The 26478-nt window shown below is 70.4% G+C and carries 28 protein-coding genes; 17 read left to right on the top strand and 11 right to left on the bottom strand.

Going from position 1 to position 26478, the window contains the following annotated elements; all coding sequences use genetic code 11:
- Nucleotides 1–107: 107 nt before the first annotated feature.
- From ACFWI4_RS08125 to ACFWI4_RS08110, 4 genes are all read left to right on the top strand, one after another.
- Nucleotides 108–485, top strand: a complete 378-nt coding sequence (locus ACFWI4_RS08125) for a hypothetical protein (protein ID WP_387192179.1) — start codon at nt 108–110, stop codon at nt 483–485.
- Between the two features lie 177 nt (nt 486–662).
- On the top strand, nt 663–1178 hold the full coding sequence (locus ACFWI4_RS08120; protein ID WP_387192177.1) for a hypothetical protein: 516 nt from the start codon (nt 663–665) through the stop codon (nt 1176–1178).
- On the top strand, nt 1171–2262 hold the full coding sequence (locus tag ACFWI4_RS08115) for a peptidase (protein WP_387192175.1): 1092 nt from the start codon (nt 1171–1173) through the stop codon (nt 2260–2262). Before ACFWI4_RS08120 ends, ACFWI4_RS08115 begins: the two co-directional genes overlap by 8 nt.
- Nucleotides 2263–2436: 174 nt before the next feature.
- Entirely contained in the window at nt 2437–3111 is a 675-nt protein-coding gene (locus ACFWI4_RS08110; protein WP_387192173.1) for a hypothetical protein, read from the top strand.
- Here the strand turns inward: ACFWI4_RS08110 and ACFWI4_RS08105 are convergent.
- Nucleotides 3056–3718: a TetR/AcrR family transcriptional regulator gene (locus ACFWI4_RS08105; RefSeq protein WP_387192171.1), complete on the bottom strand. Its 663-nt coding sequence runs from the start codon at nt 3716–3718 to the stop codon at nt 3056–3058. The genes ACFWI4_RS08110 and ACFWI4_RS08105 overlap by 56 nt on opposite strands.
- Nucleotides 3719–3882: 164 nt before the next feature.
- Between ACFWI4_RS08105 and ACFWI4_RS08100 the strand changes: the two genes are divergently transcribed.
- From ACFWI4_RS08100 to ACFWI4_RS08090, 3 genes are all read left to right on the top strand, one after another.
- Complete coding sequence (locus tag ACFWI4_RS08100) at nt 3883–4845, top strand: zinc-binding dehydrogenase (protein WP_387192169.1); 963 nt, start codon at nt 3883–3885, stop codon at nt 4843–4845.
- 93 nt (nt 4846–4938) lie between these two features.
- Nucleotides 4939–5178, top strand: coding sequence for a hypothetical protein (locus tag ACFWI4_RS08095; RefSeq protein WP_385397997.1), 240 nt, complete (start codon nt 4939–4941; stop codon nt 5176–5178).
- Nucleotides 5178–5555, top strand: coding sequence for a fic family toxin-antitoxin system, toxin component (locus ACFWI4_RS08090; protein WP_387192167.1), 378 nt, complete (start codon nt 5178–5180; stop codon nt 5553–5555). The genes ACFWI4_RS08095 and ACFWI4_RS08090 overlap by 1 nt, the downstream gene beginning before the upstream one ends.
- 6 nt (nt 5556–5561) lie before the next feature.
- Here ACFWI4_RS08090 and ACFWI4_RS08085 read toward each other — a convergent pair whose 3' ends face one another.
- A complete protein-coding gene (locus ACFWI4_RS08085; protein WP_387192165.1) occupies nt 5562–6254 on the bottom strand; it encodes a GntR family transcriptional regulator in 693 nt (230 codons plus the stop codon).
- A 150-nt stretch (nt 6255–6404) separates the two neighbouring features.
- Here ACFWI4_RS08085 and ACFWI4_RS08080 point away from each other — a divergent pair, with 150 nt between their 5' ends.
- Together ACFWI4_RS08080 and ACFWI4_RS08075 are read left to right on the top strand one after the other, a co-directional pair.
- Nucleotides 6405–7325, top strand: coding sequence for a hypothetical protein (locus ACFWI4_RS08080; protein ID WP_387192163.1), 921 nt, complete (start codon nt 6405–6407; stop codon nt 7323–7325).
- Between the two features lie 110 nt (nt 7326–7435).
- On the top strand, nt 7436–7669 hold the full coding sequence (locus tag ACFWI4_RS08075; protein WP_387192161.1) for a hypothetical protein: 234 nt from the start codon (nt 7436–7438) through the stop codon (nt 7667–7669).
- A 151-nt stretch (nt 7670–7820) separates the two neighbouring features.
- On the opposite strand, the gene ACFWI4_RS08070 is transcribed toward ACFWI4_RS08075, so the two are convergent.
- Nucleotides 7821–8699, bottom strand: coding sequence for a GNAT family N-acetyltransferase (locus ACFWI4_RS08070; protein ID WP_387192159.1), 879 nt, complete (start codon nt 8697–8699; stop codon nt 7821–7823).
- A gap of 294 nt (nt 8700–8993) precedes the next feature.
- On the opposite strand from ACFWI4_RS08070, the gene ACFWI4_RS08065 reads away from it, so the two are divergent.
- On the top strand, nt 8994–9755 hold the full coding sequence (locus tag ACFWI4_RS08065) for an alpha/beta hydrolase (RefSeq protein ID WP_387192157.1): 762 nt from the start codon (nt 8994–8996) through the stop codon (nt 9753–9755).
- 109 nt (nt 9756–9864) lie between these two features.
- Here the strand turns inward: ACFWI4_RS08065 and ACFWI4_RS08060 are convergent, their stop codons facing one another.
- Together ACFWI4_RS08060 and ACFWI4_RS08055 are read right to left on the bottom strand one after the other, a co-directional pair.
- Complete coding sequence (locus ACFWI4_RS08060) at nt 9865–10272, bottom strand: hypothetical protein (RefSeq protein ID WP_387192155.1); 408 nt, start codon at nt 10270–10272, stop codon at nt 9865–9867.
- 59 nt (nt 10273–10331) lie between these two features.
- Nucleotides 10332–10829 (bottom strand): NUDIX hydrolase, encoded by a 498-nt coding sequence (locus tag ACFWI4_RS08055; RefSeq protein WP_387192153.1) that lies wholly within the window; start codon nt 10827–10829, stop codon nt 10332–10334.
- A gap of 113 nt (nt 10830–10942) precedes the next feature.
- On the opposite strand from ACFWI4_RS08055, the gene ACFWI4_RS08050 reads away from it, so the two are divergent.
- On the top strand, nt 10943–11635 hold the full coding sequence (locus ACFWI4_RS08050; protein ID WP_387192151.1) for a VOC family protein: 693 nt from the start codon (nt 10943–10945) through the stop codon (nt 11633–11635).
- A gap of 797 nt (nt 11636–12432) precedes the next feature.
- Nucleotides 12433–12750 (top strand): hypothetical protein, encoded by a 318-nt coding sequence (locus tag ACFWI4_RS08045; RefSeq protein WP_387192149.1) that lies wholly within the window; start codon nt 12433–12435, stop codon nt 12748–12750.
- Nucleotides 12751–12816: 66 nt separating this feature from the next.
- Here the strand turns inward: ACFWI4_RS08045 and ACFWI4_RS08040 are convergent, their stop codons facing one another.
- Complete coding sequence (locus tag ACFWI4_RS08040) at nt 12817–13374, bottom strand: DUF3291 domain-containing protein (protein ID WP_387192147.1); 558 nt, start codon at nt 13372–13374, stop codon at nt 12817–12819.
- A 576-nt stretch (nt 13375–13950) separates the two neighbouring features.
- Between ACFWI4_RS08040 and ACFWI4_RS08035 the strand changes: the two genes are divergently transcribed.
- The gene (locus ACFWI4_RS08035; RefSeq protein WP_387192259.1) at nt 13951–15522 is read left to right on the top strand and encodes a glycoside hydrolase family 27 protein; all 1572 of its coding nucleotides are present in this window, start codon (nt 13951–13953) and stop codon (nt 15520–15522) included.
- Between the two features lie 28 nt (nt 15523–15550).
- On the opposite strand, the gene ACFWI4_RS08030 is transcribed toward ACFWI4_RS08035, so the two are convergent.
- On the bottom strand, nt 15551–15910 hold the full coding sequence (locus tag ACFWI4_RS08030) for a winged helix-turn-helix transcriptional regulator (RefSeq protein ID WP_385397973.1): 360 nt from the start codon (nt 15908–15910) through the stop codon (nt 15551–15553).
- Between the two features lie 80 nt (nt 15911–15990).
- Here ACFWI4_RS08030 and ACFWI4_RS08025 point away from each other — a divergent pair, with 80 nt between their 5' ends.
- The gene (locus tag ACFWI4_RS08025) at nt 15991–16695 is read left to right on the top strand and encodes an SDR family oxidoreductase (protein WP_387192145.1); all 705 of its coding nucleotides are present in this window, start codon (nt 15991–15993) and stop codon (nt 16693–16695) included.
- An 11-nt stretch (nt 16696–16706) separates the two neighbouring features.
- On the opposite strand, the gene ACFWI4_RS08020 is transcribed toward ACFWI4_RS08025, so the two are convergent.
- The gene (locus tag ACFWI4_RS08020; protein WP_387192143.1) at nt 16707–17684 is read right to left on the bottom strand and encodes an ArsR/SmtB family transcription factor; all 978 of its coding nucleotides are present in this window, start codon (nt 17682–17684) and stop codon (nt 16707–16709) included.
- A gap of 266 nt (nt 17685–17950) precedes the next feature.
- Between ACFWI4_RS08020 and ACFWI4_RS08015 the strand changes: the two genes are divergently transcribed.
- The 3 genes from ACFWI4_RS08015 to ACFWI4_RS08005 all read left to right on the top strand — a co-directional run bounded on the left by ACFWI4_RS08015 (nt 17951) and on the right by ACFWI4_RS08005 (nt 21278).
- Nucleotides 17951–18514, top strand: a complete 564-nt coding sequence (locus ACFWI4_RS08015) for an RICIN domain-containing protein (RefSeq protein ID WP_387192141.1) — start codon at nt 17951–17953, stop codon at nt 18512–18514.
- 998 nt (nt 18515–19512) lie between these two features.
- Entirely contained in the window at nt 19513–20046 is a 534-nt protein-coding gene (locus tag ACFWI4_RS08010; protein ID WP_387192139.1) for an ArsR/SmtB family transcription factor, read from the top strand.
- Nucleotides 20043–21278: an MFS transporter gene (locus tag ACFWI4_RS08005; protein WP_387192137.1), complete on the top strand. Its 1236-nt coding sequence runs from the start codon at nt 20043–20045 to the stop codon at nt 21276–21278. The genes ACFWI4_RS08010 and ACFWI4_RS08005 overlap by 4 nt, the downstream gene beginning before the upstream one ends.
- Before the next feature lie 56 nt (nt 21279–21334).
- Here the strand turns inward: ACFWI4_RS08005 and ACFWI4_RS08000 are convergent, their stop codons facing one another.
- The 3 genes from ACFWI4_RS08000 to ACFWI4_RS07990 all read right to left on the bottom strand — a co-directional run bounded on the left by ACFWI4_RS08000 (nt 21335) and on the right by ACFWI4_RS07990 (nt 26464).
- Nucleotides 21335–22507 (bottom strand): 4-hydroxybenzoate 3-monooxygenase, encoded by a 1173-nt coding sequence (locus tag ACFWI4_RS08000; protein WP_387192135.1) that lies wholly within the window; start codon nt 22505–22507, stop codon nt 21335–21337.
- A 113-nt stretch (nt 22508–22620) separates the two neighbouring features.
- Nucleotides 22621–25236, bottom strand: coding sequence for a glycoside hydrolase family 78 protein (locus ACFWI4_RS07995; protein ID WP_387192133.1), 2616 nt, complete (start codon nt 25234–25236; stop codon nt 22621–22623).
- Complete coding sequence (locus tag ACFWI4_RS07990) at nt 25229–26464, bottom strand: family 1 glycosylhydrolase (RefSeq protein WP_387192131.1); 1236 nt, start codon at nt 26462–26464, stop codon at nt 25229–25231. The genes ACFWI4_RS07995 and ACFWI4_RS07990 overlap by 8 nt, the downstream gene beginning before the upstream one ends.
- Nucleotides 26465–26478 lie beyond the last annotated feature (14 nt).

The following is a 26478-nucleotide window of genomic DNA, read 5'->3' as shown; positions in this document are numbered from 1 at the left end:
CCGGCGGGCCGTGTACCACCGTCGTGGTAGCCGGGAATCGCTGCGCGGGGACGACGCGCCGGGGCCCCTGCCTGGGCGAAGGTGGGACCAGGAACGGAGGTTTCGCCATGATCGAAGCCAATCGCCCGGCACGGACGTCCGGTGGGAAGACGGCCGCCGAGGAATGCCGTACGACCCGCAGGCTGCCGTCCGGACACGCAGTCGAGCCCGTCGCGCCGGATGAGGCGACCGCAGCGAAGGCTCGCGCGGCCATCCGCGGAACACGCCGGGACGAGTACGACCGTCTCGCGGAGGTGCCCGCACACCTGTCGCTTCTGCGCGACGCCCTGGCACGCGGCGAGGACCGGCAGGCGCGGACGTGCCCGGCCACCGGAACCGGTCGCGGTCCGACGCACCCGCGCCATCGCAGGCCGTTCCGAGCGGCCCTGACGACGCAGATCACGCTGTCCCAATGGGTCAGCAAGACCTCGTCGTGCGTCTCCTGAGGGTGTTCAACGCCGCAGGTCACCGCGGTCCGGCTGAAATGCGGTCCTTCGTCCGGCGGAGCGCGGCGCGCGTCGGCTTGTGTGCGCGGGCCGCGCCCGATTGTCTGCGTCACGTCAGCCAGCACGTCCGCTGTCAGCCAGGATGTCCACTGGCGGGCGGCTACATCGGGAGTGATCGTGCGCGCACGAAGCCTGTCCCTGGCGGCCTCCGCCGCTGCTCTCGTCCTGCTCCAGCCGGGCCTCGCCGCCGCGGCGGACGACCCCAGCACCACCGTCACGTACACCGTCACCTCCGGCGCGCTGACGATGTCGGCGCCCGTCACCGCCGACCTCGGCTCGGGAGCGCCCGGCACCACGATCAGCGCGCCGATCGGCGCAGTGACCGTCACCGACAACCGAGCCCTCGCCTCGGCCTCCTGGACCGTGACCGCGGCGGAGACGGACTTCGCGAACGGTCCGTCCACGATTCCCGCCACCGACGCCACCTACTCGGTCGGAACGGTGACGACGACCGGCACCATCACCGCTACTTCGACGAGCGTGACGCTGAGCAACTCCAGCCAGACCGTGCTCACCGGGTCCGACGGCGTCGGCGACAACACCGCGAGCTGGGACCCGACGGTCGCCGTCAGCGTGCCCGCCAGCACCGTCAGCGGGCCCTACACCGGAACGCTGACCCAGTCCGTTGCCTGACGGAACGCGGGGCGCGTCCGCCGCCCGCCGCATCGCCGCCCTCACCCCGCGCCGGTCCCTGGCCCTGTTGCTGGCCCTGGCCTTCACCCAGACGGCAGCGGTGATGCCGGCGTCGGCGGGGCCGCCGCGCGCGGGCGTGGCGCCCTCTCCCCACGACGGGGCCGTGCACCGGACCATCGGAATCCGGCTGCTCGACGCCCCGGAGAACCGCAGGGACGACCCCAGGGCGCAGGCGTACATCGTCGACCACCTCGCGCCCGGCTCGACCATCGAGCGCCGGGTCGAGGTCGTCAATGATTCACCCGCACCGATGCACATCGATCTCTACGCCGCCGCGGCCTCCATCGCCAAGGGCCGGTTCACCTTCGCGCCGGGGCGCACGCCCGACGAGCTGACCGGTTGGACGTCGCTCGACAGGACGGGCCTGGACCTGGAGCCGTCCGAGACCGCTCGGGTACGCACCACCATCCGGGTGCCCAAGGAAGCCTCCGAAGGCGAGCGGTACGGCGTCGTCTGGGCGCAGACCGGTACGTCCGCGAGCGGCTCGCACACGGTGAGGATGCTGGGCCGGGTGGGCGTCCGCATGTACATCGACGTCGGTCCGGGTGGCGAGCCGCGCTCGGACTTCACGATCGACCGGATCCGCTCGACCCGCGCCGGCGACGGGCGGGCGGAGGTCCACGCCCGGGTCCACAACACGGGGGGCCGCGCACTGGACATCAGCGGGGCGCTCTCTCTCCGTGACGGGCCGGGCGGGCTGCGCGCCGGACCGTTCGCGGTGAGGACGGGGACGTCACTGGCCCCGGGCGACACCGCGGAGACGGTCGTCCCGCTGGACGCACGGCTTCCGGACGGCCCGTGGTCGGTGGCGCTCAGCCTGAGGAGCGGCCTGGTCGAGCGCACCACGCGCGCCAAGGTCACGTTCCCGGAGGCTCCCGAGACGGCCGGAGAGGTCGTCGCGGCGACCACGCAGCAGGGCCGACTTCCGGGGCAGGTCCGCAGCCTCGCGATCGCGGCGCTCTCCGTCCTGGTCCTGGCCGCCCTGTGCCTGCCGGTCGCCCGGTACTTCCGGCGCCGCCGGTGACCGGCACGTCTGAAGCGATCTCGATGCCCAGTGGAATGCCCATGACGGCTTGTTGCCGACGACATGGAAGCGGAGATGACGGTGTTCAGGCATGACGGAGGGCGGCCTGGAGCGGGCCGCGACACGGTAAACCAGGGCGGTACGGATCGGCCGCGCCGCAGGGCGGGGGCGGTCATGACGTCGAGTCTGGGGGTTCTGGCGATCGCCCTGGCCACGGCGTGGTCGGCCACGGCCCAACACGCGGACGGCACCCGGGCCGAGGACCGAAGGGCCCCGGTGACCGACACCTTTGCGACGAGCGGCCTGGCCAATCCCAAGGGCGCGGATTCCGCCGACACGGCGAGCACGCCCGACGCGGGTGGGGCCGGCAGGCGCGAGAGGTCCGACACCACCGGCAACACCGGCCTCACCTTCACGGTCGTCCCGCCCGCGCACCCCTCGCTGACCATCGCCAAGCGGCACCGCGGCGCCTTCACCCAGGGCGAGGACGGCGTCTACACCATCACCGCGGCCAACGGCACCGCGGCCGGCCCGACCGACGGTACGAAGGTCATCGTCCGCGACCTCCTGCCCGCGGGCCTCCGGGTCGAACGGATCGACGGCAGGGGCTGGCATTGCATCCGGACGGCCCTCACCTGCACCCGCAGCGACGTGCTGCCCGCCGGGCACAGCTATCCGGCCATCACCCTGAAGGTCGACGTCGCCTGCAACGCCCGTCCGCGGGTCACCAATGTCGCCGTCATCACCGGCGGTGGCGACACCACCCGCCACACGGCGACCGACCCCACCAGGATCAACGAGCGCTCCCACCACGGTCGTCCGGACCGGTGCGCTCCCCATCACCCCTGACACCAGGTGGACCGAGCGCCACCACCTCCGTGTCCGGCACGGCGCTGAACGCCTGGATCACGTAGGCGGCGAAGCGCTCGGAGGCGGTGAACCGGGCGGCACGCGGCAGGTCCTGGAGGCCGCGGTGGGCCGTGAGCATGAGGACCAGGTCGTCGACGACGAAGCCGGGGCGCAGCCGGCCGGACTCCTGGGCGCGGCGGGCCAGTTCGCCGACCGCGCGCAGGGTCTGCTCCCGGTCGGCGGTGAAGTCCATGGCATCGGGGAAGGTCGCCATGAAGGCGTCGGCGAATCCCCGGCTGTGGGTGTGCAGTTCGCAGATCCGCTCGATCAGGCTCCGGAATCCGCGCCACGGGTCCGGGTCCGCGAGCGCGTCGCGGACGGCGGCACGGCAGGCCCGCCGCTGCTCGGCGAAGGTCTCCGCGATCAGTTCCCGCTTGGTCGGGAAGTGCCGGTACAGCGTGGCGGGGCCGACGCCCGCGTGCCGGGCGATCCCGCGCATGGGCGCGCCCAGGCCCTCTTCGCCGAACACCGCGCGGGCGGCGTCCAGGATGCGGGCGCGGTTGTCCCGGGCGTCGGAGCGCTGGGGTTGAGGCAAATGGCCGGTCATCGTGTCTCACTTTAGACAAACGGACGGGGGCGTCCGTTACGGTCCGATGGCGGTGCCGCCTCCCCGTCGCGGCACTTCGCAGGTGATGCCATGGCTGCGGGGGCCCGCTCGACCCGCGGCCCCATCAGCTGCGACCGGTCCTTCCGACGACCCGAGGAACCTAGATGAAAGCTGTCGTGATCAGGACGTTCGGAGCACCCGACGGCTTGGAGATCGTCGATGTGCCCGTGCCCGTCCCTGCCCCGGGACAGGTGCGGATCGCCACGGAGGCGATCGGGGTGGGCGGCGTGGACGCCGTGATCCGCAGGGGCACCCTTGCCGCCCACGGCTTCAGGGAGGGGCATCTCCTCGGCAGCGAGGTCGCGGGAAGGGTCGACGCGGTGGGAGAAGGCGTCGACGCCGGGTGGATCGGACGGCGGGTGTGGGCGTTCACCGGACTGTCGGGTGGGTACGCCGAGCAGGCCGTCGCCCTGGTCGAGAACGTTCTTGAGCTGCCCGACGGCCTGACCGGCGCGGACGCGGTGACCCTCGGCGGCTCGGGCGTGGTCGCCCATTTCGCCCTGGAGCGGGCCCGGTTCAGGCCCGGGGAGTCGGTGCTCGTGCGCGGTGCGGCGGGCAGCATCGGCATCACGGCGGTCCAGCTCTCGGCGAGGGACGGCGCGGGCGCGGTGGCGGTCACCACCTCGTCGGTGGAACGCGGCGCCCGCCTGCGGGACTTGGGCGCGACGCATGTCCTCGACCGCTCCGGCGAGGGCGGCCCGCAAGCACCGGCGGGCTTCGACGTGGTGATCGATGTCGTCGCGGGTCCTCAACTTCCGATCTTCCTGGACAAGTTGAACCCCGACGGGCGGTACGTGGCTGTCGGCGTGGTCGGCGGGCAGCCGCCGGTGGACTTCGGCACGCGGCTGATGGACGCCTTCCGCAGGTCGTTGTCGTTCGCCACCTTCAGCTCCGACACCGTGCCCGGCCCCGACCGGCAGGCCGTGCGGGCGTCCCAGTTCACCGCTGCCGCGCACGGGGACCTGCGCACGGTCGTGCATGAGGTGCTGCCGCTGGACCAGGCGGTATCGGCCCACCGCGACATGGACGCGGGGAAGGTGTTCGGCAGGGTGGTCCTGGTGCCCTGAGCCGGAGCAGGGAGGGGCGCGCCGGAGCAGGGAGGAGCGGGTCGTTTCCCTTCGCGCCTCCCGCGCCGTGGTAACGACTGTTACCATGCTGGTATGGCGAAGACACAGCTGGGCGCGCGCGTGGACGAGGACGTGGCGGAACTCGCGCGGAAGCGGGCCGCCGACCTGGGCCTGAGCATCGGCGACTACCTCGCCCGGCTGGTGCAGGACGACACTAGTGGCCTGCGGGCCCGTGGCGTGGACGCGGCCGCCCGCTTCCTGGCCGAACACCAGGACGTCTTCGACGAGGCCGAGGACGCCCGTCACGCACCCCGGGGAACGCGCGCGGCCTGATGAACCTGCACATCGACGTTCCCTGGATCCTGCAGGTCGCCGAGGTCGCCGGAGCCGATGATCCGGCCCCCGACGACTACGGTGTCCCCGTCTCGGCGGTCGCCCGCCACCGCGCCGAGCTGTTCGAGCAGCCCGTGTACGACGGCCCGTACGCCAAGGCCGCCGCCCTGGTGCACACGCTGGGCCGCTGCCGCTGGCTTGACCGCTCCAATCTGGCCGTTGCCGCCGCGACCGGTGTCATGTACCTCGAAGCCGCCGGTATCCCCGTCAAACCCGTCCGCGAGGACGCCGTCGCCCTCAAGGACCTCCTCCTGGACCCCGCCTGCACCGCCGGGAAGATCGCCGCCCTGCTGCGGACCTGGCCCACCACGACCTGAAGCGCCTTACGTGGCCCGCTCTGAACCGTCGTTCAGGGCGGCCGCGGTCAGGCTGAGGTGCCGGGTCAGTACGGCCGCTGCCGTATCGGCGTCGCGGGCCAGCGCGGCCTCCTCCAGCTCGCGGTGTTCCCGGGCGCCGTCCCGGTCGGGGTCACGGTGCGCCGACCAGCGGCGGGCCAGCTCGCTCGCGGTCCACATCCGGTCGAACGTCTCCAGCAGAGCATGGTTGCCGCACCCCTCCAGCAGCGTGCGGTGGAAGACCCGGTGCGCCTCGGCCCAGGCCTCGGTGTAGTACGCGCCCTCCTCCGGCCCGTACGCCGGAGTGCGCGTCAGACGATGGTGCGCGGCCCGCACTCGGGCCTCCCAGTCGACGTCGCCCCGCTCGACGGCCATGCGCAGGACCACCGGTTCGACGGTCCTGCGGGCTTCCGCGATCTCCTGCCAGCGCCGGTCGGAGAAGGACGGGACGGCGAAGCCGCGGTTGGGCAGCCGGTCGGCGAGCCCCTCGCCGACGAGTCGCACCAGTGCCTCGCGCACCACGGCCAGGCTCACGCCCTGCTCCTTGGCGAGGTCCTGCGGCTTGAGGGCAGTTCCGGGGGAGTGGTCCCCGCGCATGATCGCGTCCCGCAGGTGTCCGTAGACCTGCTCGGAGAGCATCCGCTTCCCCGGCGGGGTGGAGGGGGGCGCCGTCTGAGTCATGGGCCCATCGTAGACCACCGGATTGATTATCTGCCTGATAATCGATTATCTGTGCTATGGTCGATTCAGTAGCCGGTAGGGGCGTCCTCGTCGTGACTGCCGAAACACCCACCTGACCGCGCCGCCCAACTCCATGGAGGTATCACCGCCATGCACTTCGACGACCTTCCCGCCCCCGTCCGCCCAGGCGGCGAGCCGATGGACCTGAGCGCCGTCGCCGACGTCAGCCGCGCCGTCAGCGCCGCCCACCTGTTCATCTACCTCGCTCCCGAGAGCGCCGAGGCGGCGGCCCGACTCGGCGTGACCGACAGCGGGCCGGCGTATCTGGCCTTCCGCTCGGCCGCGATGGGCGCCGTACCGTGGCACGTCACGCTCGCCGCCTTCTACAACTTCAGCCCGCGGGCAGTGCGGGCCATGGCGGGCGTGTGGGACGCCGCCCCGCCCGAACGGTGGCAGTCCGCACGCTTCTTGGCCGCAGGACGGGCGATGCGGCGCGCCGGCGTCCAGCTCACGGACGATCACCTTGCCGAGGCCCGCTCGCTGATCGACCCGGTCGTCGCCGCCGCCGACTACGCCGGCAAGGTGCTGGCCGCCGCGAACGCCTCGGTCCCGCTTCCCCCCGATCCCCTCGTCGCACTGTGGCAGCAGCTCACGGTGGCGCGCGAGTGGCGTGGCGACGCCCATCTCGTCGTCCTCGCCGACAACGGGCTCGGACCGTGCGATTGCCTCGTCCTGCACACCGCGATCGGTCGCCTCCCGGTAGCGCTCGTACGAGCCACTCGCCAATGGAACGACGAGGAGTGGAGCGCGGCGACGGTACGTCTGGCCGCGCGCGGCTGGCTCGACTCCCACGGCGTGATCACCGACGTCGGCAGTGCGGCACGCGAGCGCATCGAGCGGGAAACGGACGAACAATGCGTCGCGCTGTGGGCGCCGATCGGCGATGAGGGTGCCCGCCGCCTCGCCACACTCGTCGCACCGATCGCCGACGCGTTCACGGCCATCCCGGCAGCGTCCCGCCCGGCCGGAGGCCTTCGCAGTCAGGAGAGGAGGCAGCCAAGCGGCTGGTAATTCACACCGAGTGTGTGGCCCGGCTCGGTACGCTCAAGCACTGGGCGTCGTGATCCGTTCTGATGAGGCCTGAGTCCGTCCCAACCGGTCAACGCCGTTGAGGAGAGGTGATGTTCGAAAACATGGGACTGGATCCCGAGGTGGCCGCCCGCATGTCCGCGTTGGTCGAGCAGTCCCGGCCGATCCTCGAGAGCGACGGGATGGAGGCCGTCCAGGCCTTCCTCGCGCAGCGCCGCGCGAGCGTGATCCAGGCGATCGCCATCACCCGGGCGCTGCTCGGAAATGCGGAGACACCGCTTCGAGACGCCGTCGACATCGTGACCACGAGCGCGGCTCGACAGTGAGCGAGGCCGCTGGGCGGCGGCGCGGCACCGCCCACCTCGACTCCTGGTGTGACCCGGGGCGCAGCCGAAAGGTGCATCCCGCTAGGGCCTGTTGCGAAGGTGCCGACGGGCCGGACGCGGTGATGCCCAGGTCCGGCCCGTCCGTTCGTCTCTACAGGTCGAGCTGATACTGCAGTGTCGTGCGAGTGGGCAGGTAACCGAGTCGGTCGTTGATGTGTCTCATGTGTGTGTTGCTGTCGGCGGTGTCGGTCAGGAGGCCGCCGAGGTCCGGGTAGTGCCCGTGGGCTTGTCGGATCGACTCGGCCTTCATCCAGCGGCCGAGGCCGTGTCCGCGGTGCTCGGGCAGCACACCCGTGCCGTAGTGCTGGGCATCACCTGTGCCGCCGCCGGGCACGACGAGTTCGGTGAACCCGGCGATCGAGCCGTTGGAGGTGTCGATGGCGACGACGGTGTGCAGGTGGTCGCCGCGCTGTTCGACGGCCTTTGCCGCAGCCCGGACCCGGTCCACGTCCCAGGTCGTGGTGCCGTGGTCGGTGTCCTCCATGGGCATGTCGTCCATGGCACGACGCGAGTCGGCGAAGGTCTGGGCGAGATCGTCGGGGACGGTTCCCTGCCAGGACGCCAGCCGGTAGCCGGAATGCGGACGCTCGACGGTTCCGGTCAGGGAGGGGATGTCCACATCGGCCAGGGGCAGGCGGGAGTACCTCAGGGTGAGGACCTTGCGGAAGCCGCGGGCAGGCAGGAAGGCGGTGCCGGGTGTTCCGGCATCGGCCTGCGCCACGACGCGGCGCCGGGTGTTGTCCCGGGCGGCGGCCACGGCCGTGTCGAGCAGCCGGGAGCCAACGCCTCTGCGGCGCTCCACGGGATGGACGTGGAGGGTCAGTTCGGCCAGGTGCTCCTGACCGCCATCGAACAGGCGCAGAAAGGCCGCCCCGACAGGGATGGCATCGGCGTCGGACGCGAGCCATGCAAGGCGGTGGCTGTGCGCCCCGTGAGCGGGGGCGGTCAGTGGGGTGATGCGGAGCGACAAGGTGTCTCCGTCGTGAGGAGGTGGCAGAGGTCAGTACGCGGGCTCAACTGCTGGGCACTCCTGCGCATGTGCTCCACACCTCCTCGTCGACAGTGCCGGTCCGGATCGACATGGACGGCTGGGAGAACGTAGTTGGTCCATCGGCTCATCGGCAAAGGGTTAATGAAGGCGGCTACGGCCGTGGGGGCACGGCATCCCCGCGCCGCCCGGCCGCCGGTTGACCTGGCGTCAGGTCAGCCGACTCACGTTGGTAGCGTGACGTGGTTCGTGATGTGATCAGTCGGGGGTGCCGGGGTGACCACAGAGGTTGTCGTCAAGACTGGGCTCAGGTACGGGGCCAGTGGCAAGCTCCTGGACGTCTATCAGCCCGGCGGCGCGTCGGGTCCTGTGCCCGCGGTGCTGCTCTGGCACGGCCGGGGCCCGGACGAACGGGACGTCCTCGCGCTGGTCGCCCGCGCTGCGGCAGAGCGGGGCGTCGTTGTCCTGGTGCCGGACTGGCGTCCCGACGCGCCGGACGGCGGGCGAGCGCACCTGAGGGAGTCGGCTGTCTTCGTGCGGCGGAACGTGTCCGACTTCGGCGGGGATTCCGAACGGATCACGCTCGCCGGTTGGTCGCTGGGAGGCAAGGCCGCGGTAGGTGTCGCCCTGAACCCCGCAGCGTTTGGCGACTGGAGGCCGCGAGCGATCGTGGGAATCGCGGGTTCGTACGCATCGGCGGCACCGACCACCGGCACCGTCCCGCTCGACGACCTCCGCAGGGGCGGCCGCCTGCTGCCGCCTGTACCGGTGTGGCTGGTGCATGGCACCGCCGATTCCGTGGTGGACGTCGAGCGTTCACGCGAACTGTGCTCGGCTCTCACGGAACAGGGCTGGCCGGCGTCGCTCGACGAGGTCGCGACCGACCACGCCGGCGTCATCATGACCGAGTTCGTTCCCGAGTACCACCGCTGCCTTCCCAGCACCGCCGCCCACGCCGTCGAGGCGGGATCGCGGACCGCCGACGTACTGGCCCGCGCCGCTGGAATCACCGTTCAGCACTCCAGCCGTCGATCGTGATCTCACTGGTCAAGGCCGGTGTGGGACAGCCGCGGCTACTGGTGATCATCGTCAGTTGTGTGGATGAACGAAGATCGGGCGGTGGCGGCAGGCGCACGAGGTCGTCAGGTCATACGGCGGGCTCGGGGAGGTGACCGAGGTGCTTGATGACACGGTGGCGCAGGAGGAGATACTCCTCCCAGCGCCGAGGCAGGGGCCCCGGTGGGCGTTTGACGTCACGCGCCGCGGTGACGGTCTGGCCATCCTGGAACTGCTCACGCGTCAGGTCGAGTTCCATCCCGCTGGGCAGTCGGTTCCACCAGTGAAATCCCTGCTGTTCCCCGCTGCGGTGGACCTCCCCGACCACGAGGTCACCACCGAAGATGTCGTTCACGATCAGAGCCGTGATGTCACAGTGGCCCCAGGCCGGGTTGCCGGGCTGCCAGCCCGAGCGGGCGAGGTCGTCCGGAGAACAGGTGTCGGCGGCCCAACTGGCGCGCAGGGCCCGGTCGATGTCCAGCAGATTCCAGGGGATCATGCCGACAGCATCGCAGCGGCCACTGACATCATCGGCGGACGGCAGGCGAGACTTCTTCCTCAACTGCCGGATCCGGAGGCCAGATAGCGGCGCAGAGCTTCCCGTCCTCCCGGAACGAAGAGCCACTGGTCGACGACCTCGCACAACTCGGCCTCTGTCAGCCAGTCCCGCCAGGCGATCTCGCCGGGGTCCGGGACCAGAGGCTCCGTCACGACAGCCTCGTGCACCCCGAACCACACGGGACTGATCCCCTTCCGGCAGAGGAACTTGAACATGAAGCGCACGGGCACACGAACGCCCAGCTCCTCGGACAGTTCCCGGGCCGCGGCTTCCTCGTACGACTCGCCCACCTCCGCGGCGCCACCGACCATCACGTCGTAGTAGCCCGGGAACCGGGACAGCGTCTCGGACCGCCGCAGCACCAGGAACCGTCCGGCCCGATCACGGCAGATCGTCGTAGCGATGCGATGCGGCCAGCACTGACGCACCGCCTCGTCTCGCTCGACGACACCCACCACACGGTCGTACTCATCGACGTGCTCGACCAGTTCGCTCACGTGGGCACGACCGCAGACCCCGCCGACAACGCGACCTCACCAGCACGTCGTCGAGAACACCGACACAGCCACTCTGCCGCTGCGCGGAGGGTCGGACTGAGAGGATGTCGTCCATGGAGCAGACGCTGAGTCGGCAGGAAGCCTCGGACGCGGTGAGCGACCTGGGATGGCGATTTCTGTTGGGCACGATCCGAACGTCGGTCCCGGTAGGGTCGATGGCCCAGGGAGCCGAGATGGCGGCGCGCGCGGTGGCGGCGTGCGGTGATTCCGCCGATCGGCACCTGTGCGCCGATGTCCGACCTGGGCGCGTGGTACTCACGCTCCAGTCCCTGGACCAGGCCGCGGTGACCACGCGCGACATCGCTCTCGCGCATCGGATCTCCGGTGCTGTGCGGGAGGCCGGGTCGCGGACGGAGCCCGAGATCGGTGTGGAAGCGCCACGGTCGGTCCAGCTCCTGGAGATCGCGATCGACGCACTCGACGCCGCCGCGATCCGGCCGTTCTGGAAGGCGGTGTTGGGTTACGCCGACGAAGCGGGAGCCGACGGTCCTACGGATGCGCTCGTCGACCCGGTCGGACAGGGCCCGGCGATCTGGTTCCAGCCCATGGACCAGCCACGCCCGGATCGCAATCGCATCCACTTCGACATCTGCGTCCCGCACGACGAGGCACCCCGGCGGATCGATGCCGCGCTGACCGCCGGAGGCCGACTGGTGTCCGCCACCCGAGCACCGGCCTTCTGGGTACTGGCCGACATCGAGGGAAACGAGGCCTGCGTGACCACCTGGCAGGGCCGAGACGGATAAGAGGGGGGCCGGGCGGCGCGGCGGCTCAGCCGCGCCTGATGCCCGACTCCCGACCGTCCCGCGCCGCCCGGGCCCCGGTACGGTTCGCGCCGTGGACAGGAATGGGTGGGAGCGGGGGCATCAGGTCGCCTACGGCTGCGGGGCGTGGGAGCGTGCCGTTCACCAGGCACGCCTGCTGGTCGCCTGGTACGACGGGCGCGATGGCGGCCTGGGACCCGGGGTGCCCTCACGGTTTCCGGCAGACCCCGGCGCGCGGGCGAAGTGGCCATGGGGGAGCGGCAGGCACAACACGCTCGGTCTGCTGTTCTGGAGAGCGGCCTACGACGCGGAGCTTCTCGTCGACCAGGTGGTGCTGGCCGATGCCATGAGCTACTGCGCCCAGGGAGCCGAACCGTTGGACGCCGGGCCCCTGCCGGATGCGGCCCGCAAGACAGGGATCGGCGTAGGCAGCGCGGCGTCGGTGGCCGCGATCAGGCCCGTACTGCAGGCCCATGTCGAGGCGGACCTGCCGCGGCCGCGCCCCGCGCAGGTACGGCTGACGCTCGGATACCGCGTCCGGGAGTCGCTGGCGACTCCCGGACTGGGATCTCGGCGACTGGCCTGCGGCTCTCGCGCAGGTCCGCCACGCCATGGGGCTGGCGGACGAGATGCGGGAACGGGGGGCTTGGCGGCCCACCGATCAGGAACGGTCCATCGGCGGACGCCTCGGCCAAGACCTGGAACGACTGCTCGCCAAGCCAGCTGATTCCGGTCATCCGGCGCCGAGTTGGCTGGGGCGGGCATCGAGGTTGGCCGCCGTGTCAGCCGCACTGTCGGGCGCGGCCGGCACCCTGCTCGGCTCCCGGCCGGAGGATGAAAGTCGGGGCGATGCGAGTTGGGACGACGAGGGCCCCCTGGTCAAGGCCCTCGGCTCCGCGGCCGACGCGTGCGCCCGGCTCGGCGCGAGCACCGAGGAGATCGGACGTCTGTGGGCGGCGGAGGAGCCGTACGAGCCCTCGGACCGGGCGTCCTGGCAGCTGTCCCACGTACCGGCCCCACTGCTGGTGCAGACCGAGGAGACGGAAGACCTGGTGCGGGCGCTGGCTGTCTTCCTGTGGGTCCTTGCCGTGCACTGACGCTGACGTCAGGGGAATTCGCTCCGCCGATGCGGGGCCGAACAAGGGCCCGCGGATCAGGTCTTGTCAGCGGGCCCGGTCGTTGGCCGACCCGATTCCGTTGATCCTGGCCGGAGTTCCGTCCGGGCCGAACGGCCGCTGGGAGGTGAAGGCGTGCGGCGCGGAGCTGTGGTCGCGGAGGTGTTCCAGCCTGGAAACGCCGTCCCGCCAGGTGGGGGTCACGTCGTCGGAGACCCACCAGAACACGTGGTTCGGGTGCCCTGTCTTCTCGAACCAGTCGTAACGCCTGTTCAGCGCCCCCCGGTGCAGACCGGTGTAGATGGCGTCGACGGCGGGGCGCAGGTCGGTCCAGAGCGAGAGGGTCGTGGCCAGGGCGGTGGTCTCCACCGTACGGCCCTTGCCGTACCAGGCCGGTACGGCGAACTCCCCCCACGCACCCCAGTCCGCCCCGAAGAGCATGCCCTGTTCACCGTCTGCCGCTTCGGCATGGGCGAGGTATCCGGGGGACTGACTGATCGCCCGGTAGACGGCCTCACCGATGGCGTAGAACTCGCGCGTGAGAGGCGCGGGATCGGTGAGAGGGGACTTCAGGACGCCGAATGTGTACAGCGCAAGACGGGGCATGCGTCTCTCCCTGGTCGGGGTGCTTGGCGTGGATCGGTTCGGTGGGGGTTGCGCGGGGGGCGAGAGTGTGTCGCGACCGGCTCAACCGCTTCGCTGCGGCTCAGCCCGAGACAACTCCGTTGCGAACGTGAGCGGTTGCCGAGGACCAGGTGAAGGTAGCCGCCTCCGCGAGGTCTGTCGACGTTGCGTTTTCCCCGCTCACGTGGCCTCTCGCACCGGTCATCGCGGGCGGGAGGCGAAATGGCGTCGTCGACACGTACGCGGACCCTTGACGGAGTGTGTGCGGACTGGGACGGTGTGCCCCGGCATCCGCACAGAAATCAAACGTTTCCATCCTTTCCCACCATGCCATGCGTCTGTGTCGTCCCCTCGCTTGCGGTCGTACCCGGTGCAGGGCTGCTCAGGTCGAGCCATCGGTCCGAGCAGCCCCGCACCAGGTAGCCCCCCACCCGGAAGAAGGACAACGTGCGCTTCCACCGTCCCGGCACACCCTCCGCACCCCGCAGGTCCCGTACGGAGTGCGGTGCGGCCCGCACTTCGAAGGCCGCCCGAGGACGCGCCCGTGGCGCGGTCGGCGTGGTCCTGGCCCTGCTCGCTGTGTCAGCCACCTGGGTCATGGGTGCCGCGCCACAGGCAGGCGCGCTGCCCAACGGACTGGCGGCGACCCCGCCGATGGGCTGGAACAGCTGGAACAAGTTCGGCTGCAACGTCACCGAGCAGAAGGTCGAATCCGTCGCCGACTACATGGTCTCCTCCGGCCTGGCCGCGGCCGGCTACACCTACGTCGACATCGACGACTGCTGGATGGCCGGCAGCCGGGACTCCGGGGGCCACCTCGTGCCGGACCCCGTCAAGTTCCCGGACGGCATCAGCGGAACCGCCGCCTACGTGCACGGCAAGGGCCTGAAGCTCGGCATCTACGAGAGCGCGGGCACCAAGACCTGCGCCGGCTACCCCGGCAGCCTCGGCCATGAGCAGACCGACGCGAACAGCTTCGCCTCCTGGGGCGTGGACCTGCTCAAGTACGACAACTGCAACGACGACGGGACCTCCGCCCAGCAGCGCGACACCACCATGCGCGACGCCCTCGCCCACAGCGGCCGCGCCATCCTGTTCAGCCTGTGCGAGTGGGGCGTGGACAACGTGTGGACGTGGGGCGCGGGCGTGGGCAACATGTGGCGCACCACCGGCGACATCAACGACAGCTACGGCTCGCTGCTGTCGATCTTCCACGCCAACGTCAAGCTGGCGCAGTACGCCGGCCCCGGCGGCTGGAACGACCCGGACATGCTGGAGGTCGGCAACGGCGGCATGACGTTCACCGAGGACCGCAGCGAGTTCAGCCTCTGGTCCGAGATGGCCGCCCCGCTGATCACGGGCAACGACCTGCCCAACTCCTCGGCCGCCACGGCCTCCATCCTCGGGAACAAGGACGTCGTCGCGGTCGACCAGGACGCGCTGGGCAAGCAGGGCGTGCAGGTGTCCTCCGCCGGAGGCCTGGACGTCCTGGCCAAACCGCTGGCGGGCGGCGACGTGTCCGTGGCCCTCTTCAACGAGAACTCGGGCCCGGCCACCGTATCCACCACCGCGTCGGCGGTCGGCCTGCCCGCCTCGTCAGGCGGCTACACCCTCGACAACCTGTGGTCGCACGTGAAGACCACCACCACGGGCGCCATCTCGGCCACCGTGCCCGGTCACGGCACCGTCCTGTTCCGGGTCTCCACCGGCTCGGCCACCAGCACCGGCACCACCCACACCCTCGTCGGCGCCTCCTCGGGCCGCTGCGTGGACGCGTACGACAACGGGACCGCGCCCGGTACGAAGATCGAGATCTGGGACTGCAACGGCGGCGCCAACCAGAAGGCCACCCTGACGGCTGCCGGTGAACTGCGGCTGTACGGCGGTACGCAGTGCCTGGACGCCACCGGCGGCGCGACCACCGCGGGCACCAAGGTCGAGCTGTGGACCTGCAACGGCGGCACGAACCAGCAGTGGCGCCCGAACGCCGACGGCACGATCACCGGCGTCCAGTCCGGCCTGTGCCTCGACGTCACCGGAGGCGACCAGCCCGCGGGCAACGTCAACGGAACCCAGCTGGAACTGTGGTCCTGCAACGGCGGCGCCAACCAGCAGTGGCGTCTCGGCTGAGCACACTATGACCGGTTTCGCCTCTGGGTCAGAGAACCGGCTGACGTGCTCGGGCCGCCTCGATGTCCGGGACGTGTTCCTCGGCCCAGAGCCGTACGGCGCGGAGCGGGACGAGCAGGGAGCGGCCCAGCGGCGTCAGGGCGTACTCGACGCGGGGCGGATTCTCGTCGTACTCATGGCGGCTGATCAGACCGTCGGCCTCCAGGGAGCGCAGGGTCTCGGTGAGGGTCTTCGGGGTGATGCCCTGGATGTGCCGCTTCAGTTCGGTGAAGCGGCGCGGACCGTCGTCGAGGGCGTTGACGACGAAGACGGTCCAGCGGGCGCCGATCCGGTGCAGCACCGTGCGGCTCGGGCAGGTCGCCGCCATCACGTTGTACGCCTTGCCCATCGCCGCTCCCAGTTTCGTTGAAGATACCGGTATCAAATTCATACCGTGGTCCTCGATCCTACGAGAGGGAGTCGGGACACATGGAACGGATTCTGGTCATCGGCGGCGCGCGGGCACTCGGTGCGGCTGTCGCGAGGCGAGCGGTGAAGGACGGGTACGAGGTGGTGATCGGTGCCCGCGATCTGGCCGCGGCCGACGCGCTGGCGCGTGAGATCGGTGGCGCCGCGGTGCGGGTCGATCTGCAGGACGAGTCGACGCTCGCGGCCGCGGCGGAACGGCTGAAGGACGGGGTCGACCACATCGTGACGACCGCTTCGGCGCCGCACGACGTTCGCGCGACCGAGCTGGATCGCGACAAGCTGATGGCCGCCTTCACCGCGAAGGTGGCCGGCCCGATGCTCGTGGCCAAGCACTTCGCGCCCATCCTGCGGCCGAACGGCTCGATGGTGCTGTTCTCCGGTGTGGTCGGCTGGCGCCCCGGGCCGGGATCACTCGTCAAGGGGGTCACGAACGGTGCGGTCGAGTACCTCGCGCGCCATCTGGCGGCGGATCTGGCGCCGGTGCGGGTCAACGCCGTCTCGCCCGGTGTCGTGGACTCGGGCGCGTGGGACCGCCTCGGGGAGGGCAAGGCCGGCCTGCTGAGCAAGAGCGCGGCCGGAACCCTGGTCGGACGCCACGGCGAGGCCGACGACGTCGTCGACACGGTGATGTGGCTGCTCCGCGCGGGCTTCGTCTCCGGCGAGACGATCCACATCGAGGGCGGCGCCCGCCACAAGTCCGCCTGACCGGCGACGGCCTAGCGCACGTTTCGGCGTTGACGTTCCTCCACGCCCGATCCGTGGGCGAGGTCGAGGCCGAGTCGCGTCGGGTGGTGGTGGACCGTCTGGCCGTTGCGGGTGGTGGCGATGAGCCCGGAATCGCGCAGGACGGACGCATGCCGTGATGCGGCGGCGGGGGAGACGCCCAGGGCGACCGCGAGCCGGCCGGTGGTCACGGCGGGCGTCCGGGCCACGGCGACCAGTGCTGCTGCTCGGGTCGGGCCGAGCAGCGACTGCAACGCCGCGGGTGGGGTGTCGAGTTCGGGGTCCCGGGTGAGAGGGGCCAAGGCCGCGGGATAGCTGACGACCACCTCGTCGGCGAGCGGGTTGAAGGTGATCCGGGTGGCCAGGGCGGAGGGCTGGAAGATCAAGGGCCGTCCTTCGAGGGATTCCACGGCGTCGACCATGGTGTTGAGGCGCAGATGCCGGCCGTCCCAGCCGACGGACGCGTGCACCGAGCTCAGCAAGCGGTCGGGGCCGCCCAGTTCGGCCTGGGTCCGTGCGTGCGCGGACGCGGTGGCGACCAGGGAGGTGATACGCCGCCGGTAGGGGTCCAGGGCCGTCGCCCGCAGGCCGGCGAGCAGTCGGTCGAGGGTGGCGGCCGCGCGGGGGTGGCCCTCGGCGAGACCGCGTGTGAAGGGGGTCAGCGCCTGGGATCGGGCCAGGTCCCGCAGGTGGGCGACCGCCGGCGGTGACCCCGGGTCGATCGGTGCCGGCGCGGGTTGGGTGGCCGCGTCGAAGAACGCGGGCAGGTAGAGATCCGTGTACAGCTCGAACAGCCTGCTGTGGTACGGGTTCCAGGTGGAGGCGACCTCGTGTCGCCAGGTCGACAGCCGACGGTCCGGAGCCGGGCCGGCCAAGTGGGCCACGCCCAGGGCGAGTTCGTAGCCGAAGTCCGGTGTGTCGGCGACCTGCGTCCGTTCGAGGTCGTCGCTGGTCAGACGGATCCGTATCAAGGCGGCGTCCCCCCGGCGCGTCCCCTGATGGTGCTGGTCTGGAGCTTTTGCACGCTCGCGCAAAAGCGTAGCCGCGCCGTGTCGCGCAGTCCATCGTGGAGCCGCGGCTCGGCCCCAGAATTCGCCATTCTGTTCCCGGCCGCGAGAGGAATCCGTGAAATGCCGTGCCGGCGCCGTGGAGAGGGCGAAGACCCCCGGCCAGGACATTCCGATCCAGTAAGGACGGGCCCCGGTCCGTGGCCCGCGATTTCCAGGAGGGCAATTCCTTGAATTTCAAACTTACGAAGCGACGTTCCATCACCACCGTCGCCGCTACGCTCGCCGCGGTCGCCGCGCTCGTCGCCGTCCCCGCCAACGCTCACGCCGACAGCTCGCTCGGCACCTTCAAGATCCAGAACTCTGGCTGGACCGGAGGCACCGGGAAGGCCATGTGCCTTTGGGGGGCCGGGGGGAACGGCGCCCGCAGCTACATCCAGCAGTGCTCGAACGACGCCCACGACAAGTGGACCTTCTATCCCGAAGGCGGCGGCGGCGCGTCCGGCAGCTGGTACGAGCTGGTGAACGTCGCCACGGGCCTGTGCCTGGACGCCGACGCCAACAACCTGACCGGCGGTGCGGCCGTGCAGGCCTGGGGGTGCAACCAGTCCTACCAGCAGCGGTGGCGGTTCACCCCGCGCACCAACTACTACCAGCGGGTCGCGAACCTGGCCGCCGACGCGGCCAACAAGTGGACCAATGACCGCTTCTACCTCGACATGGACGGGACGTACCAGCGCCTGTGGTCGTCCGACTCCAGCGACAACCAGTTCTGGAGCATGTTCCCGGCGTAGGCCCGATTGCCAGTTCCCAGAGCTCTGTTCGCCGGACGGCCACCATGACCGTCCGGCGTACGGGCGCATTTCAGGAACACTTTTACGTCAGCTTCGCGCAAGTCGGGCGCCGAGTCCCACCACCAGGGCAGGGCCCGAACGGCGAAGGGGCCCGGCATCCGAGGTGCCGGGCCCCTTCGCCGTTTCAGCGGCGTACGCCGGTCCAGGCCCACCGGCTCTTGATCCACTGGTCGTCGGCTTTCCCTGCAGGCGAATTCGTTCGAGACGCCATTGGCCTGTCTTCGCGCGCACTGTCCGAGATCATCCGTCTCGAGCACACCCGCAACTATCTGCAACCGGGCGACTTAAACGCGGCGGTGAGCCTGTGGAAGAAATACGTCCACCAGTCCGCGCGGGAACTGTGGCACGACTACGAGTGGGGCAACGTGCGCTGGTACTGCTGCGACAACCCTCTCGGAGCCCGAGCCCTCCTTGACATCGTGATGCGGGCCGTATCACCACGAACCGCCCGCGAACTCCGAAAGATCGTCAACCGGTCGGATGCCGTCTGGAACCTTCCCTCCCCGCCCTACGAAGCGGACGGCAGATAAAGAACAAGCTCAGATCTGTGCCAGAACCTGAGCGGGTCATATGGCCCAGCGCCCCACTGGCAGGCTCGCCAAGTCTCCGGTCTGCAGCCCGGTGGACCGTTGTCCAGGCTGCGGTGAAAGTCGTAGGAGCCGCTGGGCTGCGGCGCCTCGGGCCGGGTGTGGCGGCGCTGCGGACGCCGACGTGGTGGGAGGCCGGTACATGGCCGACTGTCAGAAGCCGACAGTGTCGACGTACTTCGTCTACGACAGTTCCCCGGGCGACGCCGCCTTCTTGTCGAGCGCAGTGTTTCGAGCGTAGTGTTTCGAAGCATGTCTTCTGAAGAATCCCGCCAGCCTCCGATCCCGGATCACCCGGGGGCTGACGCGCGTCCGCTCCGTCCGCTGGCGGACCCCAAGACGATGAGGGCGGTGGCACATCCGACTCGGCTAGCGCTTCTGGAAGCGCTAGCCCAGCGCGAGCCGCTCACGGCGACGGAAGCCGCCGAGATGATCGGGGAAACGCCGACGAACTGCGCGTTCCACCTGCGGACCTTGGCCAAGTACGGCTTCGTCGAGGAAGCCGGGGACGCGCCCGGCCGGCGTAGGCCCTGGCGGCTGAAGCACATCGGCTTCTCCTTCGGCGAATCCTCGGGTGATGCGGAGATGTCCCACGCTTCCGAGGCTCTGGCCCACCTGCTGTGGGAGACGTGGCTCAACCGGGCCAGCACCGTCAATGCCCGCCGGTCCCGGTTCCCGGAAGCCTGGCAGCAGGTCACCAGCGGCAGCGAGAACCTGGCCTACGTGACGCCCGCTGAGGCCCGGCAACTGAATGCCGACTTGCTCCAGGTCCTCGACCGCTACCGGGACCGCCTTGAGGATCCGTCGCGTCGACCGGCCGAGAGCCTGCCGGTGGAGTTGCTCCTGTTCACCTACCCGCTCGACGCGACCAAACCGGAGGCATGACCAAGGTGCGAAAGCTCCTGTCGAACCGCAATGCCCGGCTCTTCATGGCCGGACAGATCCTGTCGACCTTCGGGGACTCGGCGTTATGGCTCGCCCTGGGCATCTGGATCAAGATGCTCACCGGGAGTGCCTCGGCGGCGGGCCTGTCGTTCTTCCTGCTCGCGCTAGGAACACTGGCCGGCCCGGCGGGAGGCGTACTCGCCGACCGGATGCGTCGTCGACCGCTGCTGATCGCCACCAACCTGGTCACCGCAGCGCTGGTCCTGCTCCTGCTGCTGGTCCAGGACGGCGGCCAGATATGGCTCATCTACGTGGTGATGTTCGGCTACGGCTTGGCGGCCAGTGTCCTTGGGCCGGCGCAGACCGGCCTGCTGCAGACCCTGGTTCCCGAGGACCTTCTCGGAGACGCGAACAGCGTCATGCAGACGGCGCAATGGGGGCTGAGACTGATCACGCCCCTCCTCGGCGCCGGACTGCTCGTCGCGTTCGGCGCGACTCCGGTGATCGTCGGCGATGTGGTGACCTTCCTGATCGCCGTGGCGACCCTGCTCGCGCTGCGCATACGCGACGAGTCGCCGACGCCGTCCGAGCAGCACTGGTTGGCCGAAGCGGCTGCTGGCGCGCGCTACATCCGCGACACCCCATCCCTGCGGCAACTCACCAAGGTCTGCGCCCTGATCATGATCGCTTTCGGTCTTTCCGAGACAACCGTCTTCGCCGTGGTCAGCCAGGGGTTGCACCGTCCGGACGCCTTCCTGGGGGTTCTCATCTCGGCGCAGGGAGTCGGCGCGGTCGCAGGCGGCGTCACCGCGGCGCCGGTGATGCGGCGCCTCAGCGAAGGTCTCCTCGTGGCTCTGGGGATGGCGGGCGCCGCCGTCGGGTTCTTGCTGCTGATAGCTTCCTCGACAACAGCCGTGCTCGTGGGCGCCGCGTTCATCGGCTCAAGTCTGCCGTGGATCAGCGTCGGCATCATGACCCTCTTTCAACGACGCACACCGCCGGAGTTGATGGGCAGGACGGACGCGGCGCTCAACGTGGCACTTTCCCTTCCGCAGACGATTGCGATCGCCGCAGGCGCCGCACTGGTCGCCGTCATCGACTACCGCATACTTCTGCTCGGCGTCGCGACCATGGCTGCCGTATCGTCGGCTTACCTGCTCACTCGCCCCGAGCAGCGTCGCAGTGCTGACACCGCGCCGGAGGGGACGGCGTCGTCTGCGTCTGCCGCATGAACGTAGGGCAATGCCCGCCGGACAGGCCGCTTCGGACGTGATCGGCGGGGGAAGTCCTAACAGCGCAAAGGCCATCCGGTGTACGCCTCGGAGAGGTAGGCGCGGCCCGCGGCCGACTCGACGACCGAGCGCAGTTCGCCGATCTGGCGCATCCGGTCGAAGCCGTTCGCTTCGGGTTGGAGGTGCAGCATGTTCGTCATCCACCAGGAGAAGTGCTGTGCCTTCCAGATGCGCCGGCGTGCGGTGTCGGGGAAGGCGTCGAACAGGGTGGCGTCGTTGTCGAGCAGCAGGGTGTGCAGCGCGTCGGTGAGCAGGACGACGTCCGCGACGGCGAGGTTCATGCCCTTGGCGCCCGTGGGCGGCACGGTGTGGGCCGCGTCGCCGACGAGTACGACCCTGCCGCGCCGCATCTCGTGCGCGACGAAGCTGCGGAAGCGCAGGACGTCACGCTGGAAGATCGGGCCTTCCTTCAAAGTGGTTCCGGGGACTCGGGATTGGAGGATCTCCCACAACTGGTCCTCGGTGTAGGCCTCGGTGTCGGTCTCCGGGTCGCACTGGAAGTACATGCGCTGGACCTCGGGGCTGCGCTGGCTGATGAGCGCGAAGCCGTTGGGCGAGTTGCTGTAGATCAGCTCCTCGGCGCTGGGCGGGGCTTGGCACAGGATGCCGAACCAGGCGAAGGGGTACTCGCGGAAGTGGCCCCCGGACGTACCGCTGACGGCTTCGCGGACGATGCTGCGCGAGCCGTCCGCGCCGACCACGACATCGGCCTGGATCTGGAGGGTGTTGCCGTCCGCGTCATGGGCGATGACGCGCGGCCGGGTCGAGTCCGCGTCCTCGACGCGTTCGGCTCTTACTCCGAAGCGGAGGTCCTGGCCGGCGGCGAGGCGGGCGGCGACCAGGTCCTTGAGCACCTCGTGCTGCGGGTAGAGCCACACGGCCCGGCCGACGGTGTCGGCGAAGTCGATCCGGTGACCCTCACCGTCGAAGCGGAGCTCGATGCCGTCGTGCCGCTGCCCTGCCGTGAGCACCCGGTCCGACGCCTTCGTCTCATGGAGGATCTCCACCGTGCCCTGTTCCAGGATGCCGGCCCGGATGGTGGTCTCGATCTCCTCGCGCGTGCGGGAGTCGAGGACCACCGATGCGATGCCCCGCCGGTCGAGGAGATGGGACAGCAGAAGTCCGGCGGGTCCTGCGCCGATGATCGCGACGCGGGTACGTTCAGGCATGTCGACTCCAGGACGGTTCAAGGGGGTTGCAGGGAGTCTGGCCGTCGTCGGTCCTCGCCGACGATACCTATTCCCATTGAACGGGAAAGGGTTGTGTCCGCCGACCTGGCCTGTCAGCGGTGTTCCTCGGCCGGCATCTCGGCGAGCGGAAACGGCGGGGACGGGTGCCATTCGCGATCGGCGGACGGGTCCGGGTGCGGGACCACGAAGCGATGCGTGCCGCATTCGATCTCCCTGGGTTCGAGGCCCGGCAGGACGAGTGTCGCGACCGATCCGGTCGGCACGGTGACATCGACGCGGAGTTCACCGTCGGCTCGCTCCCACGCGACCTCGGCCAGGCCGTACGGGGTGCGGTGCGCCGTGCGTGCCCACGAGATCCGTCCTCCGGGCCGCGGCTCGATCCGCAGCGACCGGTACCCCGCCGCACCGGGCCCGAGTCCGGCGACCACTCGATGCATCCAGTCCGCCACCGCGCCCAGGGCGTAGTGGTTGAACGACGTCATCTCCCCGGGGTTGACCGAACCGTCGGGGAGCATGGAGTCCCAGCGTTCCCAGATCGTGGTCGCTCCCATCGTCACCGGGTACAGCCACGAGGGGCAGTCGGTCTGGAGCAGCATCTGGTAGGCGTCGTCGACGGCTCCCGCGGACGTGAGGGCGTCGCAGATCGCCGGGGTACCGAGGAACCCGGTGGCGACCTTGTGGCCCTTCTCCCGTACCAGCCGGACCAACTGCCGTGCCGCCCGGGCGCGTTGTCCGGCGTCGGGGAGCAGGGCGAACTCCAGCGCCAGGGCGTACCCGGTCTGCCCGGAGTCGGCGATCCGGCCGCCCTGCGTCACGTACTCGTCGTGGAACGCCTGGCGGACCCCGTTGGCGAGCTCGTCGTACTTGGCCGCGTCCGCCTCCTCGCCGATCACCGCCGCGATACGGGACAGCAGCCCGGCGACGTGCGCACGGTAGGCGGTGGCCACCAGGTGCGCGTCGGTCTCGGCCTGCCAGGGCGCGTCCGGGGGTGCCGCCGGGTCGAGCCAGTCGCCGAGCTGCAACTCCGGTCTGTCGAAGAGGCCGGACTGCCCCAACGACGCGGTCACTCCGTCGACCCAGGCCCGCATGCTCGGGTACTGACGGCGGAGCAGCCCCGCGTCGCCGAACCGCTGGTAGATCACCCAGGGGACGATCACCGCGGCGTCGCCCCAGCCGGCCGTCGCGGACGGCTCAGTGAACGGGCCCGGGAAGTCGATCCGCGGCACGAACAGCGGAACGACACCCTCCGCGGTCTGGTCCGCGGCGAGATCGGCCAGCCAGGAGGTGAGCAGCCCCGCACAGTCGAAGAGGTAGGCGGCCGTCGGGGCGAAGACCTGGATGTCGCCGGTCCAGCCCAGGCGCTCGTCGCGTTGCGGACAGTCGGTGGGGACGTCGACGAAGTTGCCGCGCATCCCCCAGACGACGTTCTCGTGCAGCCGGTTGAGCAGAGGGTCGGAGCACTCGAACCAGCCCGTCCGGCGCATGTCCGAGTGGTAGACGACCGCGGTCGCCCGGAGTTCGTCGTGGTCGCCGCTCACCTCGGCGTAGCGAAAGCCGTGGCAGGTGAAGGACGGTTCCCAGCTCTCGCCGCCGGTGTCCCCGGCGAGCACGTACCGGTCCGTGGCCGTGGCCGTGCGCAGCGGTCGTACTCCGAGTTCGCCGTTCTCCAGCACCTCGGCATGGCGCAGCGTGACGGTCGCGCCGCGACGGCCGTGCACCCGGATACGGAGTCGCCCCACGAGGTTCTGGCCGAAGTCGAGGACGGTACGGCCGGAGGGAGTGGTGATCGTGCCGACCGGGACGCGCTCCTCGACCGCCCGGACGGGAGGCCCCGACGGAGCCACCAGGGTGGCGGGGTCGCGTTCGCCGCGGCGCACACCGCCCCACCCGAGGTCGTCGAACCCGGGGCTGGACCAGCCGGGGAGCGCCATCGTCGCGTCGTAGGTCTCGCCCTCGTAGAGATCCGCGGACCGGATCGGGCCGGTCGAGGAACGCCAGTCCTCGTCCGTGGGGATCACTTGACGCCGGCCGTCGGCGTAGTCGATCTCGAGCTGGGCGAGCAGGCCCAGCGAGCTGCCGTAGGTGTCGCGCCACCCGGGCACGAACCCGACCCGGCCCCGCCACCAGCCGTCGGCGACCTGCACCCCGATCGCGTTCTCACCCGCGCGCACCTGGGCGGTGACGTCGTACGTCTGGAAGCGCAGCCGGTGGTGGTAGCTGGTCCACCCCGGGGCGAGGGCGTCGTCGCCGACCCGCTCGCCGTTGAGCTCGGCCACGTACAGCCCGTGCGCCGTGATGTAGAGGCGGGCGCGGACGATCTCGCCGTCCGTGACGAAGGGGCGTCGCAGGAGCGCCGCCGGTCCCCGCTCGTCCTCGGCGGGCTCGATCAGCGTGGCCTTCCAGTCGGAGGCCACGAGACCGCGTTCCGCGCTGACCGGGTCGCTCCAGTCGGAGACCTCGCCGTCGGTGCCGATGACGCGGACCCGGACCTCGCGAGCCTCACGGGACGCCAGCGGCTTCGCGGGCCACGGCACCAGCACGGAGTCGGCCGAGTCGACGTGGAAGAACTCGTCGCCGATGGTCAGCTCGTAGGCGGCCTGTCGCCGGCCCTCCTGACTCGCGACCTGCCAGGAGAGCCGCGGGCGGTCCTCCCCGATGCCGAGCGGATCGTCGCGATGTTCGAGACGGACGGCGGAGACCTCATCCACGGCGCAGCTCCGCGACCAGGGCGCCGTAAAGGCTCGCGCTCGGCTTCGGCGTGCGTTCGAAGGTGAAGGGGTCGACGCTGTGCAGCCCGAACTTGGGCCCGAAGCCGAAGATCCACTCGAAGTTGTCCATCAGGGTCCAGTGGAAGTAGCCGAGCACGGGGACGCCGTCGTCCATCGCCTCCCGCACCCCTGCCAGTGACGGCTCGATGAACGCGGCGCGCCGGGTGTCGTCGTCCGTCTGCATGCCGTGCTCGGTGATCAGGACCGGCACGCCGCTCACGGCGTGGGCGTACCGCGCGCAACTGCCGAGCGACGCCGGATCGGTGCGGTTCATCACCCCGCCCTCCGCGGGCGTGCCGTCGACGTTCACCGCACGCGTCGCGTCGTAGTAGTGCCGCTCGTAGTTCTGGACGCCGATGAAGTCGTCCTCGCGGGCGATCTCCAGCCAGGACGCGTAGACCTCGGCGCGCTTGCGGTCACGCAGGGTGGGATCAGGGCCGTGGACGAGGTCGTCCACCATCGCGATCGACAGGCCGACGGGAAGGTCCGCGCGACGCGCCTTGATCGCCGCGCGGGCCGCACGGTGCCCCGCGGCCTGGCCCGCGAGCAGTGCTTCGGCCTCCTCGGGGAGCGTGATGTTGGTGAGGCGGTAGCGCTCGACGCCGGCCGCCCGGGTGCAGGCCTCCAGCGTCGCCCGTTCGAGGTCCCTGACGACGTCGGGCAGCCCGGCCCAGGCCAGCATCGGGGGCAGGTTGGGTTCGTTCATCGTCACCGCCACCGCGATCCGGTCGCCGAAGGCCGCCATGATCCGGTCGCAGAAGCGCGCGAACCGTTCCGGGGCTCCGGCGTCGAGCCATCCGCCGCGTGCGGCGAACCAGTGCGGGGCGACGAAGTGGTGGAACGTGACCACGGGCGCCAGACCACGCTCGACGCAGTGGTCGACGATCGCCGCGTAGTGGGCCAGCGCGTCGGCGGAGAACTCGCCTTCGACCGGCTCGACCCGGGCCCACTCGACGGAGAAGCGGTAGGCGTTGAGGTTCATGGCGGCGGCCAGGTCGACGTCCTCGCGCCAACGCTCCCAGCCGTCGCAGGCCTTGCCCGAGGGCTCCTTGAAGACGGTCGGTGTCGCGTTCTCGGCGAACCAGCAGTCACTGGCCAGGTTGTCGCCCTCGGTCTGGTGGCCGGCACTGGCCACTCCCCAGAGGAAGTCGGCGGGAAACGGGTGCATGGGGATCTCCATGG

The sequence above is a fragment of the Streptomyces sp. NPDC127038 genome (assembly GCF_042725875.1).
GTDB lineage: Bacteria > Actinomycetota > Actinomycetes > Streptomycetales > Streptomycetaceae > Streptomyces.
This window is presented reverse-complemented; position numbering and strand designations above follow the sequence as displayed.